The organism is Pseudomonas sp. LBUM920, from assembly GCF_003852315.1.
GTDB lineage: Bacteria > Pseudomonadota > Gammaproteobacteria > Pseudomonadales > Pseudomonadaceae > Aquipseudomonas.
The window spans coordinates 1445642-1464299 of sequence record NZ_CP027762.1 but is presented as its reverse complement, the minus strand read 5'-3'; the positions used below and the strand labels follow the sequence as shown (position 1 = coordinate 1464299).

The following is an 18658-nucleotide window of genomic DNA, read 5'->3' as shown; positions in this document are numbered from 1 at the left end:
TACAGAATCCGTTGTCGTTATCTTGGGTCAGACGCTTAGAACGTCTGGCCGAGGGAGAATTGGAAAATCTGGGTTTCAGCGTTATCCGGTTTCTTGATCGGCATGGCCAGAGCAAAGCTCAATGGGCCAAGCGCGGTCACCCATGTCACACCCACACCCACGGAGCTCGCCAGGTTGCTGAGGCTCACGTCGTTGCACTGGGTGTTGGACACGGAATTAGGTGCCGGGTTTTTAACCTGTTCGCACTTGGAGTCGAACACGTTACCCACATCCCAGAAGACCGAAGTACGCAGGGATCGCTGGTCCTTGACGAATGGCAGCGGGAACAGAATCTCCGCACCACCTTGAATCAGAACGTTACCACCGAATGGCAGGGGATCGTTGTCCGAGTCAGCCAGAGTGCCCTGGTTACCCGTTACGCCAACGCCACGGCTCGGCGTACCACGTGGACCCAAGGTGCTGTCCTTGAAGCCACGCACCGAGTTGAAACCACCAGCATAGTAGTTCTCGTAGAACGGCAAGCCATTGGTCGAACCATAACCGTCGCCATAACCCAGCTCAGTGTGCAGACGCATGGTGTAGTTATCGCTCAACGGCTGGAACAACTGACCACGGTAGTCGAGCTTGAAGAACGACAGGTCGCTGCCCGGCGTAGTCACTTCTGCCGTGAGGCTCTGGGAGTGACCACGGGTCGCCAGCACGCCTTTGTTCAGGGTCGATTCCGACCAACCGGCCGAAGCCTTGAAGTTCAGGAACTGGTCACCCTCTTTACGCACGAAGTCGAAGATTTCGTCCACGGTGTACACACCGGTCTTGATCTTGTCTTGTTGCGCGGTCAGGCCGAAGGTCAGACGCGACGTCTCGCTGATCGGGTAACCGATGTTCACACCGGCGCCGAGGCTGTCGATCGCATAGCTTGCAACGTCAACGTCGAGGTCTTTGTAGTCAGTGGTGCGGTAGAAGGCGTTGTAGCCCAAGCTCACACCATCAGCAGTCCAGTAGGGGTCGACATAACCGAAGTTATAGCGGCTCTGGTATTCGCTTCGGGTCAGGCCGATGGAAACCTTGTTACCGGTACCGAGGAAGTTGTTCTGGGTGATCGAGCCGCCGAGGATCAGACCGGCGCTCTGTGCGAAACCAACGCTGGCGGTGATCGAACCCGACGCTTGTTCTTCAACGGCGTAGTTCACATCAACCTGGTCATCAACGCCCGGTACGGCCGGGGTTTCGACGTTGACTTCTTTGAAGAAGCCCAGGCGCTCAAGACGAGTCTTGGACTGGTCGATCAGGTAAGTCGACGCCCAGCCACCTTCCATTTGACGCATCTCACGACGCAGCACTTCGTCCGCAGACTTGGTGTTGCCACGGAAGTTGATGCGGTTCACGTAGGCGCGCTTGCCCGGGTCAACGACGAAGGTGATGTCCACAGTGTGGTCATCATCGTGCGGAGTCGGTACGCCGTTGACGTTGGCAAAGGTATAGCCTTCGTTACCCAGACGACGGGTGATCAGCTCGGACGTGGTGGTCATCAGCTTGCGCGAGAACACCTGGTTTTTCTGTACCAGCAACAGCGCCTTGACCTGGTCTTCAGGTACTTTCAGGTCGCCGCTGAGTTTCACGTCACGAACGGTGTACTTCTCGCCTTCGTTGACGTTGACAGTAATGTAGACGTGCTTCTTGTCCGGGGTGATGGACACCTGGGTCGAAGCGATATCCATGTTGATATAGCCACGGTCCAGGTAGTAGGAGCGCAGACGTTCCAGGTCACCCGACAGTTTTTCACGGGCGTACTTGTCATCGTTCTTGAAGAACGACAACCAGTTGGTGGTCTTGAGTTCGAACAGGTCGATCAGGTCGTCATCAGCAAACTTGGTGTTACCCACCACGTTGATGTGCTGAATTGCCGCCACGGTGCCTTCGTTGATCTTGACCTTGAGGCCAACACGGTTACGAGGCTGCGGGATCACTTCTGTTTCCACGGTCGCGGAGTAGCGGCCCTGGGCAACGTACTGACGTTGCAATTCGTTACGCACACCTTCAAGGGTGGCGCGCTGGAAGATCTCGCCCTCGGCAAGGCCGGATTGCTTGAGACCCTTCATCAAGTCTTCAGTGGAGATCGCCTTGTTACCTTCGATCTCGATACTGGCGACAGAAGGTCGCTCGACGACAGTGATGACCAGGACGTTGCCTTCGCGACCCAGTTGGATATCTTGAAAGAACCCGGTTTTGAACAGCGCACGAGTGGATTCCACCAGGCGACGATCATCCGCCTGTTCCCCGACGTTCAACGGCAAGGCACCAAAGACGCTACCCGCGGAAACCCGCTGGAGGCCGTTGACGCGAATATCGGAGATAGTGAAGGACTCGGCGTGAACTTCGGCGATCATCAATACGGTGAGAACCGCAGTTAGCAGCAGACGTTTCATGAAGTCCTTTCTTATTCCAACTGGCAATAAACAAACTGCCGCAAAATGCGGCAGATTCGCAATTCAGCGAAGCGTTACAGTCGTCCCAGATCGTTGACCAGAGCTAACAACATCACTCCGACCACCAAACTGATACCGATCTGTATCCCCCAACCCTGCACCCGATCCGACAAGGGGCGACCACGCACCCACTCGACCAGATAAAACAACAGATGCCCCCCATCCAATACTGGAATGGGCAGCAAATTCAGAACTCCAAGGCTAATACTCAGATAAGCCAGGAAATTCAGGAAATCCGCGACACCCGACTGGGCAGAAGCGCCCGCCACTTTAGCAATGGTTATCGGTCCACTCAAGTTTTTTACCGAGAGCTCGCCGAACAACATTTTCTTGAGCGATTCGAGCGTCAGCACACTCATGGTCCAAGTGCGTTTTGCACCCTCGCCAATTGCCGCCAAAGGCCCGAAGCTCACCTCGCGCACCATCGATGGCGGCCACTCGACACCTTTTACCCCCGCACCGAGGTAACCCCCGGCCGCCTTGGCTTCCCCGCGAACAGCCAGGGTCACAGGGACGTCGATTTGAGCACCATCGCGCTCAACTTTCAGCACAATTTTGGTATCAGGCCGTACACGCACCAGATCCACCACTTGCTGCCAGTCGCCCAGCGCCTGACCATCCAGCGCCAACAGGCGATCGCCGGTTTTCAGACCTGCGGCCTGCGCCGGGCCTTTCGGGTCCAGCTCGGCGAGCACCGGCGGCAGGGCCGGACGCCACGGACGAATGCCCAGAGACTTGATCGGATCAGGCTCTTCTGCGCCTTTGAGCCAATGGTCCAGGGACAATTCACGCGGCGTCTCGGCGGTGGAATCCTGCTCGCGCACCACCACATTAATAGTGCCGCTTTCGCCCATACGGCGAACCAACTGCAAATTGACAGCGCCCCAGCCGGTGGTGGGCTCGCCATCAATGGAAACAATTTCCTGCCCAGCGATCAGCCCGGCCTTGGCCGCCATGCTGTCTGCTTCAACTGCGCCGATGACCGGGCGCACCTGCTGGCTGCCCATCATGGCCAGGACCCAGAAGAACACGATTGCCAAGAGGAAATTGGCGATCGGGCCGGCTGCGACAATGGCGATACGCTGACGAACGGTCTTACGGTTGAAGGATTGGTCCAACTGATCGACAGGTACCTCGCCTTCACGCTCGTCGAGCATCTTGACGTAGCCGCCCAGCGGAATGGCCGCAATCACGAATTCAGTGCCCCGACGGTCGTGCCAACGCAACAGCGGCATGCCGAAACCGACGGAAAAGCGCAGCACCTTGACGCCGCAACGACGCGCGACCCAAAAGTGGCCGAATTCGTGAAAGGTTACCAGCACACCCAGAGCAACCAGGGTGCCGACAATCATGTAGAGCGCACTCATCTAATTTCTCCGCATTCCAATCCAGTGCCTGAAGACTCAAACCTGCCCACAGACTAACGCGCGTTGCGGTTCAACCACTGCTGGGCCAGGGCCCGGGCCTTCGTATCGGCCTCGAACACTGCACCCAAATCATCCACTGCCACAACGGGCTCAAGACTCAAAACGTCCTCGATGATACTCGCGATCTGCGGAAAGCGAATACGCCCGTCAAGAAACGCCGCCACCGCCACCTCGTTGGCCGCATTGAGCACGGCCGGCGCACTGTTGCCCGCCTCTGCCGCTTGCCGGGCCAGACGCAGGCACGGGAAGCGCTGCTCGTCGGGCGCTTCGAAGTCCAGGCGGGCAATGGCAAACAGGTCCAACGGCGCAACGCCGGAATCAATCCGCTCCGGCCAGGCCAGCGCATTGGCAATTGGCGTACGCATATCGGGGTTGCCCAGCTGGGCCAGAACCGAACCATCGACATAGTCGACCAGGGAATGAATCACACTTTGCGGGTGAATCACCACCTCGACCTGATCAGGCCGCGCATCGAACAACCAGCACGCCTCGATCAACTCAAGGCCTTTGTTCATCATGCTCGCCGAATCCACGGAGATTTTTCGCCCCATCGACCAGTTTGGGTGTGCACACGCCTGATCAGGCGAGACATGCTCAAGATCAGCCAGCGGAGTTTGTCGGAAAGGGCCACCGGAAGCCGTCAGGAGAATCCGCCGCACGCCAACCTGGCTCAGGCCTCGGGCAAAATCACCGGGCATGCACTGGAAGATCGCATTGTGTTCGCTGTCCAGAGGCAGCAGCACGGCGCCACTCTTGCGCACAGCCTGCATAAAGAGCGTGCCGGACATCACCAGCGCCTCTTTATTGGCCAGCAGGATCTTTTTGCCGGCATCGACCGCGGCCAGTGTCGGGCGCAACCCTGCCGCGCCAACAATGGCGGCCACCACAGTGTCGACTTCGGCATCAGCCGAGACCTGGCACAAGCCCTCCTCGCCCACCAATACGTGGGTCGCAAGGCCTGCAGACCTCAATTGGTCCTGCAAGCCGCGCGCTACCGACGCCTCTGGCACAACGGCGAATCTAGGCGTATGACGCACGCACAAGGCCAGCAACTCATTCAAGCGAGAGAAGCCGGTCAGCGCAAATACCCGATAACGATCTGGATGGCGAGCGATCACATCCAGCGTACTGAGCCCGACCGAGCCGGTCGCGCCCAGCACGGTCACCTGTTGCAGGCGGCTCACGAAGCCGCCATCCACAACAGCACGGCGAAGATGGGAATGGCAGCGGTAAGGCTGTCGATTCGATCCAGCACGCCGCCATGACCCGGCAGCAGGTTGCTGCTGTCCTTGATTCCGGCCTGGCGCTTGAACATGCTTTCGGTGAGATCACCCACCACGGAGATGAACACCACAACGGCAGTGCCCAGCAAAGCCAGAAGAATTTCCTTGACCGACCAGTCGCGCACCACGCCGACAACCAGCGTGATCACCAACGTCAATGCCAAGCCACCGTAAACACCTTCCCAGCTCTTGCCCGGGCTGACGGCTGGCGCCAACTTGCGCTTGCCGAACGCCCGGCCGGAGAAGTAGGCACCAATGTCAGCCCCCCACACCAGCACCATCACCGCCATGATCAGCCAGTTGCCCATCGGCGAATTCTTGATTTCCACCAGCCCTTGCCAGGCCGGCAGCAAAATCAGAAGACCAATCACCAACTTGCTGGCCACGCTGGACCATTGGCCGCTGGTGCGCGGGTAGGTCAGCACCAGGAAGGTCGCGAGCGCCCACCACAGCACCGCTGCCCCCAACACCCAAGGCACGACAATGCTCGAAAGCGTATGCATGAGAAACAGCAACAGCGCCACCACAGCGGCGTAAACCACGCGCGGCAACCGCTCGTTGAAGCCAGCCAGGCGTGCCCATTCCCAAGCACCCAGGGTAACGACCAGGCCGATAAACAGCGCAAAGCCGGAACCGTCGAGCAGAAAAAAACCACACAAGGCAATCGGCAGCAGGATCAGTGCTGTGATGATTCGTTGTTTAAGCATTTAAACCCGGGCTCCAGCTTCGATCTGCTCGCTCGTTTTACCGAAGCGACGCTGACGGGAAGCGAAATCGGCCAGCGCATTGCGCATGGCATCGTGTTTGAAGTCCGGCCAGAACAGGTCGGAGAAGTACAGCTCGGTGTAGGCCAGCTGCCACAGCAGGAAATTGCTGATGCGGTGCTCACCACCGGTACGAATGCACAAGTCCGGCAACGGCAGATCACCGGTTACCAGGCAGGTTTGCAACAATTCGGGCGTAATGTCGTCGGGCCGCAGATGCCCGGCCTGCACTTCGCGGGCAAGCCGCTGTGCAGCCTGGGCGATATCCCACTGACCACCGTAGTTGGCTGCAATCTGCAGCACAAAACGGTTGGAGCCGGCGGTGATAGCCTCGGCTTCGCGCATGGCCGCTTGCAGTTCCGGATGGAACCGCGAGCGATCACCAATGATGCGCAGGCTGATGTTGTTGTCGTTGAGGCGCTTGGCCTCACGACGCAACGCCTTGAAGAACAGGTCCATCAAGGCGCTGACTTCTTCGGCGGGCCGTTGCCAGTTCTCGCTGGAGAAGGCAAACAGAGTCAACACCTCGACCTTGGCCTCGGCACACACTTCAATAACAGCGCGCACCGCATCGACACCCGCCTTATGCCCGGCGACACCCGGCATAAAGCGTTTTTTCGCCCAGCGATTATTCCCATCCATGATGATCGCGACATGGCGCGGCACCACGGAGGGCACAGTCTGCTTGGTCTTTTCCATGAAGGCGTCCTGACCCCTTATACGGCCATCAGGTCCTTTTCTTTCTCTTCCGTGGCCTTGGTGATCTGGGCCTCGGCGTCTTTGGTCAGTTTGTCGATATCAGCAACGGCGCGACGCTCTTCGTCCTCGCTGATTTCTTTGTCCTTGACCAGTTTCTTGAGGTCGCCCAACGCATCACGACGAATGTTGCGCACGGCAACACGCGCATCTTCAGCAGCGCTGCGCGCCTGCTTGGTGAAGCCCTTGCGGGTTTCTTCAGTCAGGGCAGGCATGGAGATCAGCAACAACTCGCCCAGGTTGGTCGGGTTGAGGTTCAGGCCGGCGCTCTGGATGGCTTTGTCGACGGCTGCGAGCATGTTGCGCTCGAAGGCCACGACTTGCAGGGTGCGCGAGTCTTTTACAGTGATGTTGGCGACCTGGGTAATGGAGGTGTCAGTGCCGTAGTACGGCACCATCACGCTGCCCAGGATGCTTGGGTGTGCCTTACCGGTACGAATCTGGCCAAAAGCATGGGCCAGAGACTCCAGGGATTTGTGCATACGCTCTTGAGCGTCTTTCTTGATTTCGTTGATCATTGTTGGCCTTCCTCGATCAGAGTCCCTTCCGCGCCGCCGTGTACGATGTTCAGCAGGGCGCCGGGCTTGTTCATGTTAAATACGCGCAGTGGCATCTTGTGGTCACGGCACAGGCAAATAGCCGTCAGGTCCATCACGCCCAGCTTGCGATCCAGTACTTCATCGTAGGTCAGATGATCGAACTTCTCGGCATGCGGGTCCTTGAATGGGTCCGCGGTGTAGACACCATCCACCTTGGTGGCCTTGAGCACTACGTCGGCATCGATTTCGATGGCGCGCAGGCAGGCAGCCGAATCCGTGGTGAAGAACGGGTTGCCGGTACCGGCAGCAAAGATCACTACTTCTTTGGCGTTCAGGTGACGCATGGCTTTGCGACGATCATAGTGATCGGTCACGCCAACCATGGAAATAGCCGACATCACGATCGCCGAGATATTGGCACGCTCCAGGGCGTCACGCATTGCCAGGGCGTTCATCACAGTGGCCAGCATGCCCATGTGGTCGCCAGTCACCCGGTCCATGCCGGCCGCACTCAGCGCCGCACCACGGAACAGGTTACCACCGCCAATCACCAGGCCGACCTGAACACCGATACCGACCAACTGGCCGACTTCCAGCGCCATGCGGTCGAGCACCTTGGGATCGATCCCGAACTCTTCCGAGCCCATCAGGGCCTCGCCGCTAAGCTTGAGTAGAATGCGTTTATAGCGAGCCTGATAACCACTGCCCTGCTGAGCCATTGCGAATCTCTCCTGCGGCGTATTTTTTAAAAATTCTTGGCGAGCCGTTTACGGCTTGCGTTCACTCTAGCTGGACGCTGTCTCAGCGCCATCGGAACACGGCTTTGTAAGCCAGTTCCGAGAGGAAACCAAATAAAAATTGGCCTTCCCATTTGAAAAGAGGCTGCGCGCGTGAGCGGGCAGCCTCTTTCGGGCGACAGTTGAAAACCGTCTTATTGCTTGGCGGCAGCCAGCTGGGCAGCAACTTCTTCAGCGAAGTTGTCGACCGGCTTCTCGATGCCTTCGCCTACTTTGTAGTAAGTGAAGGAAACGATTTCAGCACCGGCTTTCTTGGCCAGTTCGCCAACCTTGATTTCAGGGTTCTTGACGAAAGCCTGCTCAACCAGGCTCGCTTCAGCCAGGAACTTGCTGATACGGCCTTTGATCATGTTTTCAACGATGTTTTCTGGCTTGCCGGCGATCTTGTCAGCGTTCAGGCTCAGGAACACAGCTTTTTCGCGCTCGATTGCGTCAGCAGACACTTCCGATGGCAGCAGGAACTCTGGGTTGCTGGCCGCTACGTGCATAGCGATGTCTTTGGCCAGCTCAACGTCGCCGCCTTTAAGGGCAACCACAACGCCGATTTTGTTACCGTGCAGGTAACCGCCAACCACATCACCTTCGATACGCGCCAGACGACGGATGTTGACGTTTTCGCCAACCTTGCCGACCAGTACCAGGCGAGCAGCTTCTTGAGCTTCGATCAACGGCTCAACAGTGGTCAGTTTGTCGGCGAACGCTTTTTCAACGCTAGCAGCAACAAATGCCTTGAAGTCGTCTTGCAGAGCCAGGAAGTCGGTCTGCGAGTTCACTTCCAGCAGAACAGCGGACTTACCGTCTTCTTTCAGAGCGATAGCGCCTTCAGCAGCTACGTTGCCTGCTTTCTTGGCAGCCTTGATGGCGCCGGAAGCACGCATGTCATCAATGGCTTTTTCGATGTCGCCGCCGGCCTTGGTCAAGGCCTTTTTGCAATCCATCATGCCTTCGCCGGTGCGCTCACGCAGTTCTTTAACCAACGCTGCAGTAATCTCTGCCATTTCAAAATCCTCTTGGATAGGTTTTCAACCATTCCACCCGATCAAACGGGCGATCAATTCTTCCCGAATCACCCTTGTAGGCCGCTGCACGTTACAGAAGATGTAGCTGCGCTGCCGACAAATGGTTTTCGAGGTGGCAAAAAGGGGGCCAAGCCCCCTTTTTGCTTACTGAGTCAACGCCAGGGCGTCAGTTACTCAGCGGCAGCTACCGGAGCTTCTTCAACGAACTGCTCGGTACCGCCAGCAACGTGGTTGCGACCACGGATTACAGCGTCAGCCATCGAACCCATGTACAGCTGGATAGCGCGGATTGCGTCATCGTTGCCTGGGATGATGTAGTCAACGCCTTCCGGGCTGCTGTTGGTATCGACTACGCCGATAACAGGGATGCCCAGCTTGTTGGCTTCGGTGATCGCGATGCGCTCGTGATCAACGTCGATAACGAACAGTGCGTCAGGCAGACCGCCCATGTCCTTGATACCACCCAGGGAACGATCGAGCTTTTCCAGGTCGCGAGTGCGCATCAGCGCCTCTTTCTTGGTCAGCTTGGCGAAAGTACCGTCTTCGGCTTGCACTTCAAGGTCACGCAGACGCTTGATGGAAGCACGGATGGTTTTGAAGTTGGTCAGCATGCCGCCCAACCAGCGATGATCGACGTACGGCGAACCGCAACGTGCTGCTTCTTCAGCAACGATCTTGCCAGCGGAACGCTTGGTGCCGACGAACAGAATCTTGTTTTTGCCCTGGGCCAGACGCTCTACGAAAGTCAGCGCTTCGTTGAACATTGGCAGGGTTTTTTCAAGGTTGATAATGTGGATCTTGTTACGCGCGCCGAAAATGTATTTACCCATTTTCGGGTTCCAGTAACGGGTCTGGTGACCGAAGTGCACACCGGCCTTCAGCATATCGCGCATGTTGACTTGGGACATGATAGTTCCTTAATAAGTCGGGTTTGGCCTCCACGTATCCCAATGACCAACCAGCGGCATTCGCCTCCGGCACCCAGGTCATCGTGTCGACACGTGTGTGGATTTAAGCTTTGCGGGGTATCCCCGGAAAGCGGCGCATTTTATACCACACGAAGGACAAAAACGAAACCCGCAATCACATTTGCCGTGATCGGCTTTTGCGTAAGCCTTTGAATAGAGCCAACATGCCCCTACCTTATAGAGAGAAGCGATCGTCAGACGCTCATGGTTTGCCGCCCGCGTCTGGTAGAATCGTGTTTTTTGGGGCTTGTGCGAATTCTGCAACCTTTTGTCGCACGCCCGTAAACCGTATTGATTTCAGCGCGTCGCGCTAGAGAGAGCCTGTATGACCGTTACCTTGAAAACCGCCGAAGACATCGCAGGCATGCGCGTTGCCGGCAAACTGGCTGCCGACGTGCTGGAAATGATTGCCGAACACGTCAAGCCAGGCGTAACCACCGAAGCCCTGGACCGCATCTGCCACGACTATATTGTCGACGTGCAAAAAGCCATCCCTGCGCCGCTCAACTACAAGGGCTTCCCCAAGTCCATCTGCACCTCGATCAACCACGTGGTCTGCCATGGGATTCCAGGCGACAAGCCGTTGAAAGACGGCGACACCCTGAACATCGACGTGACCGTGATCAAAGACGGCTACCACGGCGACACCAGCCGCATGTTCCACGTCGGCACCGTGCCGGTCTGGGCCGAGCGCCTGTCGCAGGTCACCCAGGAATGCATGTACAAGGCCATCGAAATCGTTAAACCCGGCTGCCGCCTGGGCGATATCGGTGAAGTGATCCAGAAGCACGCTGAAAAGAACGGCTTCTCGGTGGTCCGCGAATTCTGTGGCCATGGCATCGGCAAAGTATTCCACGAAGAACCGCAGATCCTGCATTACGGTCGCGCCGGCACCGGCATGGAACTCAAGGCGGGCATGACCTTCACCATCGAGCCGATGATCAACCAGGGCAAGGCCGACACCAAGGTGCTGGGCGACGGCTGGACCGCCATCACCAAGGACCGCAAGCTCTCGGCACAGTGGGAACACACCCTGCTGGTCACCGAAACCGGCTACGAGATCTTCACCTTGCGCGCAGACGACACGATTCCACGCGTTTCGGCGTAAAGGTTGCTTTGGTTTTCCCCCAACGGTGTTGTGACTGACTGATAGATAGAAAGGAAAGCCGATCGATGCCCCAGGTGGATCCCGAACTCTTCGACCGTGGCCAGTTCCAGGCTGAACTGGCCTTGAAGGCAAGCCCCATCTTCGCCTTCAAGAAGGCTATTCGCCAGGCCCGCGAAGTGCTCGATGCGCGCTTTCGCAGTGGCCGGGACATTCGTCGACTGATCGAGGACCGCGCCTGGTTCGTCGACAACATCCTGCAAAAGGCCTGGGAACAGTTCAACTGGAGTGAAGACGCCGATATCGCCCTGGTGGCCGTCGGCGGCTACGGTCGCGGTGAGCTGCACCCCTACTCCGACATCGACCTGCTGATCCTGCTGGACAGCGCCGATCATGAGATCTTTCGCGATTCCATCGAGCGCTTTCTGACACTGTTGTGGGACATCGGCCTGGAAGTCGGCCAGAGCGTTCGTTCTGTAGACGAATGCGCCGAAGAGGCGCGCGCCGACCTCACCGTCATTACCAACTTGATGGAAAGCCGCACCATTGCCGGCCCCGAGCGCCTGCGCAAGCGCATGCTGGAAGTCACCAGCACCGCGCATATGTGGCCGAGCAAGGAATTCTTCCTGGCCAAGCGCGCCGAGCAGAAGGCCCGGCACCACAAGTACAACGACACCGAATACAACCTGGAACCCAACGTCAAAGGCTCACCGGGCGGACTGCGCGATATCCAGACCATTTTGTGGGTCGCGCGTCGCCAATACGGCACCCTGAACCTGCGCGCCCTGGCCGGCGAAGGCTTTCTGGTAGAGAGCGAAAACGCCCTGCTGGCCTCGTCCCAGGAGTTCCTGTGGAAAGTGCGCTACGCCCTGCACATGCTCGCCGGCCGCTCCGAAGACCGCCTGCTGTTCGACCACCAGCGCTCCATCGCCACCCTCCTGGGGTTCGAGGGCGAGGACGCGAAGACCAGCATCGAAAGCTTCATGCAGCAGTACTACCGGGTGGTCATGAGCATCGCCCAGCTCAGCGACCTGATCATCCAGCACTTCGAAGAAGTGATCCTGGCGCCCGAAGACGAAGCACCGCCGCAGCCGATCAACTCGCGCTTCCAACTGCACGACGGCTACATCGAGGCGCGCAACGACAACGTGTTCCGCCGCACCCCGTTCGCCATGCTGGAAATCTTCGTGCTGATGGCCCAGCAGCCGGAAATCAAAGGCGTGCGCGCCGACACCATCCGCCTGCTACGCGAAAACCGTCATCTGATCGATGATGACTTTCGCAATGACATCCGCAACACCAGCCTGTTTATCGAGCTGTTCAAGTGCAAAATCGGCATCCACCGCAACCTGCGGCGCATGAACCGGTACGGCATCCTCGGGCGTTACCTGCCGGAGTTCGGCTTTATCGTCGGGCAGATGCAGCACGACCTGTTCCACATCTACACCGTAGACGCCCACACCCTGAACCTGATCAAGCACCTGCGTAAGTTGCAGTACACCCAGGTGTCAGAGAAATTCCCGCTGGCCAGCAAGCTCATGGCCAAGCTGCCCAAGCCGGAACTGATCTACCTGGCCGGCCTGTACCACGACATCGGCAAGGGCCGGCATGGCGACCACTCGGAGATCGGCGCAGTCGATGCCGAGGCGTTCTGCCAGCGCCATCAACTGCCGCTGTGGGACAGCCGCCTGATCGTCTGGCTGGTACAGAACCACCTGGTGATGTCGACCACCGCCCAGCGCAAGGATTTGTCCGACCCGCAGGTGATCCACGACTTCGCCGGCATCGTCGGTGATGAAACCCGTCTCGACTATCTCTATGTGCTGACCGTCTCCGACATCAATGCCACCAACCCGACATTGTGGAACTCCTGGCGTGCCAGCCTGCTGCGCCAGCTCTACACCGAGACCAAGCGCGCGCTGCGCCGCGGCCTGGAAAACCCGGTAGACCGCGAAGAGCAGATCCGCCGCACCCAAAGCGCGGCCCTGGATATCCTGGTGCGCGGCGGCAATGACCCGGACGACGTCGAACAGCTGTGGTCGCAACTGGGTGACGATTACTTCCTGCGCCACACCGCCGGCGACGTGGCCTGGCACAGTGACGCGATCCTGCAGCAGCCCGCCGATGGTGGCCCGCTGGTACTGATCAAAGAAACCACCCAGCGCGAATTCGAAGGCGGCACGCAGATCTTCATCTATGCGCCCGACCAGCACGACTTCTTCGCCGTGACCGTGGCGGCCATGGACCAGTTGAACCTGAACATCCATGACGCGCGGGTCATCACCTCAAGCAGTCAGTTCACCCTCGACACCTACATCGTGCTCGACACCGACGGCGACTCCATCGGCGATAACCCGGTGCGCGTGAAAAAGATCCGCGAAGGCCTGACCGAAGCACTGCGTAACCCGGACGATTACCCGACGATCATCCAGCGTCGGGTACCGCGTCAGCTCAAGCACTTTGCCTTTGCGCCTCAGGTGACCATTTCCAACGACGCCCAGCGCCCGGTGACCGTACTGGAACTCAGCGCGCCGGACCGTCCCGGCTTGCTGGCGCGCATCGGCGGGATTTTCCTGGAGTTCGACCTGTCGTTGCAGAACGCCAAGATTGCGACCCTCGGCGAGCGCGTGGAGGACGTGTTCTTCATTACCGACGCCGACAACCAGCCGCTGTCCGACCCTGAACTGTGCCGACGCTTGCAGGCTGCGATCGTGCAGCAACTGAGCGTGACCCAGGAGCCCGGTGTCGAGCTGACGCGCCTGACTATTTGAACACCTGTTATCACTGTGTGGGCGCACTGGTGTGGGAGCGGGGTTGCTCGCGAATTCAGTGGGTCAGGTACACATGGATTGACTGATGCACCGCATTCGCGAGCAAGCCCGCTCCCACATTTGAATGGCTTTGCCCGGCAGAACGCACGCTTACAACCGAATTGAATGAGACTTGCGATGAACAACGCCCTGAACCAGCTGCAGCCCTACCCGTTCGAGAAACTGCGCGCCCTGCTCGGCAGCGTCACGCCGAACCCGGACAAACGCCCGATTGCGCTGTCCATCGGTGAGCCCAAGCACACATCGCCGGAGTTCGTTGCCAAGGCGCTGGCTGACAACCTCGACCAGATGGCCGTGTACCCGACGACGCTGGGCATCCCGGCATTGCGCGAGGCCATCGGCGCCTGGTGCGAACGCCGCTTCAACGTGCCCAAGGGTTGGCTGGACCCGGCGCGCAATATCCTGCCGGTCAACGGCACCCGTGAAGCGCTGTTTGCCTTCACCCAGACCGTGGTCAACCGCGCTGACGACGCATTGGTAGTAAGCCCGAACCCGTTCTACCAGATCTACGAAGGCGCCGCGTTCCTGGCCGGCGCTAAGCCGCATTACTTGCCGTGCCTGGACGCCAACGGTTTCAACCCGGATTTTGACGCCGTGTCGCCGGACATCTGGAAACGCTGCCAGATCCTGTTCCTGTGCTCGCCGGGCAACCCCACCGGAGCGCTGATTCCGGTCGACACCCTGAAAAAGCTCATCGCCCTGGCCGACGAGTACGACTTCGTCATCGCCGCCGACGAGTGCTACAGCGAGTTGTACTTCGACGAACACACCCCGCCGCCCGGCCTGCTCAGTGCCTGCGTCGAGCTCGGCCGTCAGGACTTCAAACGCTGCGTGGTCTTCCACAGCCTGTCCAAGCGCTCCAACCTGCCGGGCCTGCGCTCGGGCTTTGTGGCCGGCGATGCCGACATCCTCAAGGCCTTCCTGCTGTACCGCACCTACCATGGCTGCGCGATGCCGGTGCAAACCCAACGGGCGAGCATCGCGGCCTGGCAGGATGAAGCCCACGTGCTGGCCAACCGTGACCTGTACCGCGAGAAGTTTGACGCCGTGCTGGCCATTCTCAAGCCGGTGCTGGACGTACAAAGCCCGGACGGCGGGTTTTACCTGTGGCCGAACGTGAATGGCGACGACGCTGCGTTCTGCCGTGACCTGTTCGTGGAAGAACACGTGACCGTGGTGCCAGGTTCGTACCTGTCCCGGGACGTGGACGGCGCCAACCCAGGCGCCGGGCGCGTGCGCATGGCGCTGGTTGCACCGTTGGCGGAGTGTGTTGAAGCGGCGGAGCGCATTCGCGACTTCATTCAGCGCCGCCGCTGACACTCATGGGTCATTTCACATGACCCAGGTTCGCCTCACTCATGTCCAGATCCGCCAGCACTTCGCGCAAAACGTCATCACCAATCTGGTGATGACGGCTCAAGCTGTACAACTCCAATCGCTGCGCTCGCAGGGCCTTGAGGCGTAATTTACGCTCCAGCTGGTCCATCTGCAGCGCCAGCGCCTGGGCGTCGGCGGAGTCATTGAACACTTCCAGCTGATGGCGATATTCCGACATCAGCCGCGCCTTGAGCTCAGCCGCCAGTGCGGCCTGAGCGGCGTCCGAGGTTTCGGTTTCGGCGGGTTCTTCCGCTTCAAGGGCATGGATCGCCGCCACGGCGGTCTTTTTCCACGCCTCGCGCACTTCGTTATGACGCTTTTCATCGGGACTTTGCTCGATGCCGCGCAACAGCAACGGCAGCGCGATGCAAGCGGCGATCAGCGATAGCAAAATCACCCCGGCAGCGATGAAAATCAGCAGGTCGCGCTCGGGGAAGGCCGCGCCCGGCGCCAGCAGCAGGGGCACCGACATCACACCGGCCAGGGTCACCGCACCGCGTACGCCGCCGACCGTCAATAGCCAGCAGGAGCGCGCGGTCGGCACCATGGTCAGTTCGCTTTTGCCCCGCAGGCGCCGCAGTAAACCCGACAGGCGCCAGATGCTCTGCACCCAGATAAAGCGCAACACCACCAGCACCACAAAGATCGCAATCACGTCCAGGCAGCGATACAGCAGGGTGGGCCACAACGTTGTCTCATGGCTGACCACCGCCTTGATGATGTCCGGCAGTTGCAGGCCCAACAGCAGGAAGATCAGGCCATTGAAGGCAAACTCCAGCAGCGACCAGACACTGCGGTTAAGCAAGCGCGTGCTGGTCTGGCGCGGCAACAGGTCGAGCCAGCTTTGCATCATGCCCGCGGCCACCGCCGAGAGAATGCCCGATGCGCCCAGGCGCTCCGCCAATACATAGGCCGCAAACGGCAACAGCAACATGAACACCACATGCGTGGCCGGGTCATCCCAACCGCGCGCGATCATCCAGGCGCGCAAACGGCCCACCAGCCAGCTCAGCGCCACGCCAACCGCCAAGCCTCCCACGGCGACCAGCACAAAAGTCAGGCTGGCATCCGCCAGGGAAAACACGCCGGTCAGCGCCGCCGCCAGGGCGAACTTGAAGGTCACCAGACCCGAGGCATCATTCATCAACGCTTCGCCCTGAAGCATGTGCATCAACGGCTTGGGCAGACGATTCTGGGCAATGGCCGACACCGCCACGGCATCCGTCGGCGATAAAACCGCCGCCAGGGCGAAGGCCACCGGCAATGGGATCGTAGGCAATATCCAATGAATGAAATACCCGGCGCCCACCACGGTGAACAGCACCAGCCCCACCGCCAACGTCAGAATCGGGCCACGCAATCGCCAGAACTCGCGCTTGGGCATGCGCCAGCCATCCGAGAACAACAGCGGTGGCAGGAACAGAAACAGAAACAACTCAGGGTCCAGCGCCACATGCAGCCCGAGGGTCGGCCAGGCCAGCAAGGCGCCGGCGGCGATCTGCACCAGGGGCAACGGCAGAGGAATGATGCGCCCGACCAGGCGCGAAACGCTGACCAGCATCAGCAGAATAAGAACGGTGTAGGCGGTTTGCATAAAGCGGGTTTCCCGGACAATCGACTTGCAACGACACCCATCAGGCAACAACTGGCCGTTGAAGTGCCATATTACTCGGCTATGTTAACCAGCCATGTTACGCGGCCATGGCGCGCCATGGCTTTTGCACAAAAGTCGCACGGCGCCATCAGCAAGCATGACGAGCGGCACCCAAACCTGCTGGTCATGGCATAATCCGTGACCTTTCGTTTCTACTTGGTCCAAAGGGGGGCAATTCCTTGACCGCTTCAAGCAAAACGTTGCACCTTTTCGGCATCAAAGCCTGCGACACCATGAAAAAAGCGCGCACCTGGCTCGATGAGCACGCTGTGAACTATGAGTTTCACGACTACAAAACGGCCGGTATCGACCGCGAACACTTGACCCAATGGTGCAACGAGCACGGTTGGCAGGTGGTTTTGAACCGTGCGGGCACCACCTTTCGCAAACTCGAAGACGAACGCAAAGCCGATCTCGATCAGTCGAAAGCCATTGAATTGATGCTCGCACAACCCTCGATGATCAAGCGCCCGGTGCTCGATCTCGGTGACAGAACCCTGATTGGCTTCAAGCCAGATAGTTATTCGGCGGCCCTCAAGTAGGCCAGCCTTCCATTTTTGTAGAGGTAACAGCATGTCCAATTCCCTGTTCAGCCTGGGCTTCGGCGTCGGCACTCAGAACCGCCAAGGTGCTTGGCTGGAAGTGTTTTACGCACAACCGTTGCTCAATCCATCGGCCGAGATCGTCGCAGCCATTGCGCCGATCCTGGGCTACACCGAAGGCAACCAGGCCATCACCTTCACCGTCTCCCAGGCGTTGCAACTGGCTGACGCGCTCAAAGGCGTCGACGCTGCTCAAGCCGCCCTGCTGAGCCGTCTGGCTGAAAGCCACACTCCGCTGGTCGCGACCCTGCTGGCCGAAGACGCTGCACTGACCTCCACGCCTGAGGCTTACCTCAAGCTGCACCTGCTGTCGCACCGCCTGGTCAAGCCGCACGGCCTGAGCCTGGCCGGCGTATTCCCGCAACTGCCGAACGTGGCATGGACCAGCCAGGGCGCCATCGACATCAGCGAGCTGGCCGAACGCCAACTGGAAGCACGCCTGCGTGGCGACCTGCTGGAAGTGTTCTCGGTGGACAAGTTCCCGAAAATGACCGACTACGTGGTCCCGGCCGGCGTGCGTATCGCTGACGCCGCGCGTATCCGCCTGGGCGCCTATGTGGGCGAAGGCACTACCGTGATGCACGAAGGTTTCGTCAACTTCAACGCCGGCACCGAAGGCCCGGGCATGATCGAAGGCCGCGTCTCCGCTGGCGTGTTCGTCGGCAAGGGCTCGGACCTGGGCGGCGGTTGCTCCACCATGGGCACCCTGTCGGGCGGCGGCAACATCGTGATCAAGGTTGGCGAAGGCTGCCTGATCGGCGCCAACGCCGGTATCGGTATCCCGTTGGGCGACCGCAATACCGTGGAGTCGGGCCTGTACGTCACCGCCGGCACCAAAGTCGCGCTGCTGGACGAGCAGAACCAACTGGTCAAAGTGGTCAAGGCGCGCGAGCTGGCCGGCCAACCGGACCTGCTGTTCCGCCGTAACTCCGAGACCGGTGCCGTGGAGTGCAAAACCCACAAATCGGCCATCGAACTGAACGAAGCGCTGCACGCTCACAACTAAGCAGCCACTCGATGCCACTAGCGGGTCGCGCCTCCGGGTCGGCC

Annotated in this window: 15 protein-coding genes; 5 read left to right on the top strand and 10 right to left on the bottom strand. The window is 59.3% G+C overall.

The features are described from left to right. Positions 1–35: 35 nt before the first annotated feature. The 9 genes from bamA to rpsB form a co-directional block, all read right to left on the bottom strand. Complete coding sequence (bamA, locus tag C4J83_RS06605) at positions 36–2426, bottom strand: outer membrane protein assembly factor BamA (RefSeq protein ID WP_124416615.1); 2391 nt, start codon at positions 2424–2426, stop codon at positions 36–38. Positions 2427–2500: 74 nt separating this feature from the next. After that, positions 2501–3853, bottom strand: a complete 1353-nt coding sequence (rseP, locus tag C4J83_RS06600) for a sigma E protease regulator RseP (RefSeq protein ID WP_119738754.1) — start codon at positions 3851–3853, stop codon at positions 2501–2503. Between the two features lie 53 nt (positions 3854–3906). Then, positions 3907–5097: a 1-deoxy-D-xylulose-5-phosphate reductoisomerase gene (gene ispC, locus C4J83_RS06595; protein WP_124416614.1), complete on the bottom strand. Its 1191-nt coding sequence runs from the start codon at positions 5095–5097 to the stop codon at positions 3907–3909. Beyond that, a complete protein-coding gene (locus C4J83_RS06590) occupies positions 5094–5903 on the bottom strand; it encodes a phosphatidate cytidylyltransferase (RefSeq protein WP_124416613.1) in 810 nt (269 codons plus the stop codon). Before C4J83_RS06590 ends, ispC begins: the two co-directional genes overlap by 4 nt. Then, on the bottom strand, positions 5904–6659 hold the full coding sequence (gene uppS, locus C4J83_RS06585) for a polyprenyl diphosphate synthase (protein ID WP_017137143.1): 756 nt from the start codon (positions 6657–6659) through the stop codon (positions 5904–5906). It lies immediately after the preceding gene. A 17-nt stretch (positions 6660–6676) separates the two neighbouring features. After that, on the bottom strand, positions 6677–7234 hold the full coding sequence (gene frr / locus C4J83_RS06580; protein ID WP_106577169.1) for a ribosome recycling factor: 558 nt from the start codon (positions 7232–7234) through the stop codon (positions 6677–6679). Beyond that, entirely contained in the window at positions 7231–7974 is a 744-nt protein-coding gene (gene pyrH, locus C4J83_RS06575) for a UMP kinase (protein ID WP_003172271.1), read from the bottom strand. The genes frr and pyrH overlap by 4 nt, the downstream gene beginning before the upstream one ends. A gap of 212 nt (positions 7975–8186) precedes the next feature. Then, complete coding sequence (gene tsf / locus C4J83_RS06570) at positions 8187–9050, bottom strand: translation elongation factor Ts (RefSeq protein ID WP_083359812.1); 864 nt, start codon at positions 9048–9050, stop codon at positions 8187–8189. 191 nt (positions 9051–9241) lie between these two features. After that, on the bottom strand, positions 9242–9979 hold the full coding sequence (rpsB, locus tag C4J83_RS06565; protein ID WP_003219330.1) for a 30S ribosomal protein S2: 738 nt from the start codon (positions 9977–9979) through the stop codon (positions 9242–9244). Positions 9980–10364: 385 nt separating this feature from the next. On the opposite strand from rpsB, the gene map reads away from it, so the two are divergent. The 3 genes from map to dapC all read left to right on the top strand — a co-directional run bounded on the left by map (position 10365) and on the right by dapC (position 15292). Then, positions 10365–11147: a type I methionyl aminopeptidase gene (gene map, locus C4J83_RS06560; RefSeq protein ID WP_073522657.1), complete on the top strand. Its 783-nt coding sequence runs from the start codon at positions 10365–10367 to the stop codon at positions 11145–11147. Between the two features lie 65 nt (positions 11148–11212). Next, complete coding sequence (locus tag C4J83_RS06555) at positions 11213–13915, top strand: [protein-PII] uridylyltransferase (RefSeq protein WP_106577171.1); 2703 nt, start codon at positions 11213–11215, stop codon at positions 13913–13915. 177 nt (positions 13916–14092) lie between these two features. After that, entirely contained in the window at positions 14093–15292 is a 1200-nt protein-coding gene (dapC, locus tag C4J83_RS06550; RefSeq protein ID WP_124416612.1) for a succinyldiaminopimelate transaminase, read from the top strand. A 10-nt stretch (positions 15293–15302) separates the two neighbouring features. Here the strand turns inward: dapC and C4J83_RS06545 are convergent, their stop codons facing one another. Further along, positions 15303–16946 carry a Na+/H+ antiporter gene (locus tag C4J83_RS06545; RefSeq protein ID WP_106577173.1) on the bottom strand — a complete coding sequence of 548 codons (1644 nt, stop codon included), beginning with the start codon at positions 16944–16946 and terminating at the stop codon, positions 15303–15305. Between the two features lie 293 nt (positions 16947–17239). On the opposite strand from C4J83_RS06545, the gene C4J83_RS06540 reads away from it, so the two are divergent. Both C4J83_RS06540 and dapD read left to right on the top strand, forming a co-directional pair. Beyond that, positions 17240–17548 (top strand): arsenate reductase, encoded by a 309-nt coding sequence (locus C4J83_RS06540; RefSeq protein ID WP_241089020.1) that lies wholly within the window; start codon positions 17240–17242, stop codon positions 17546–17548. Between the two features lie 31 nt (positions 17549–17579). Next, positions 17580–18614: a 2,3,4,5-tetrahydropyridine-2,6-dicarboxylate N-succinyltransferase gene (dapD, locus tag C4J83_RS06535; RefSeq protein WP_106577174.1), complete on the top strand. Its 1035-nt coding sequence runs from the start codon at positions 17580–17582 to the stop codon at positions 18612–18614. Positions 18615–18658: the final 44 nt, after the last annotated feature.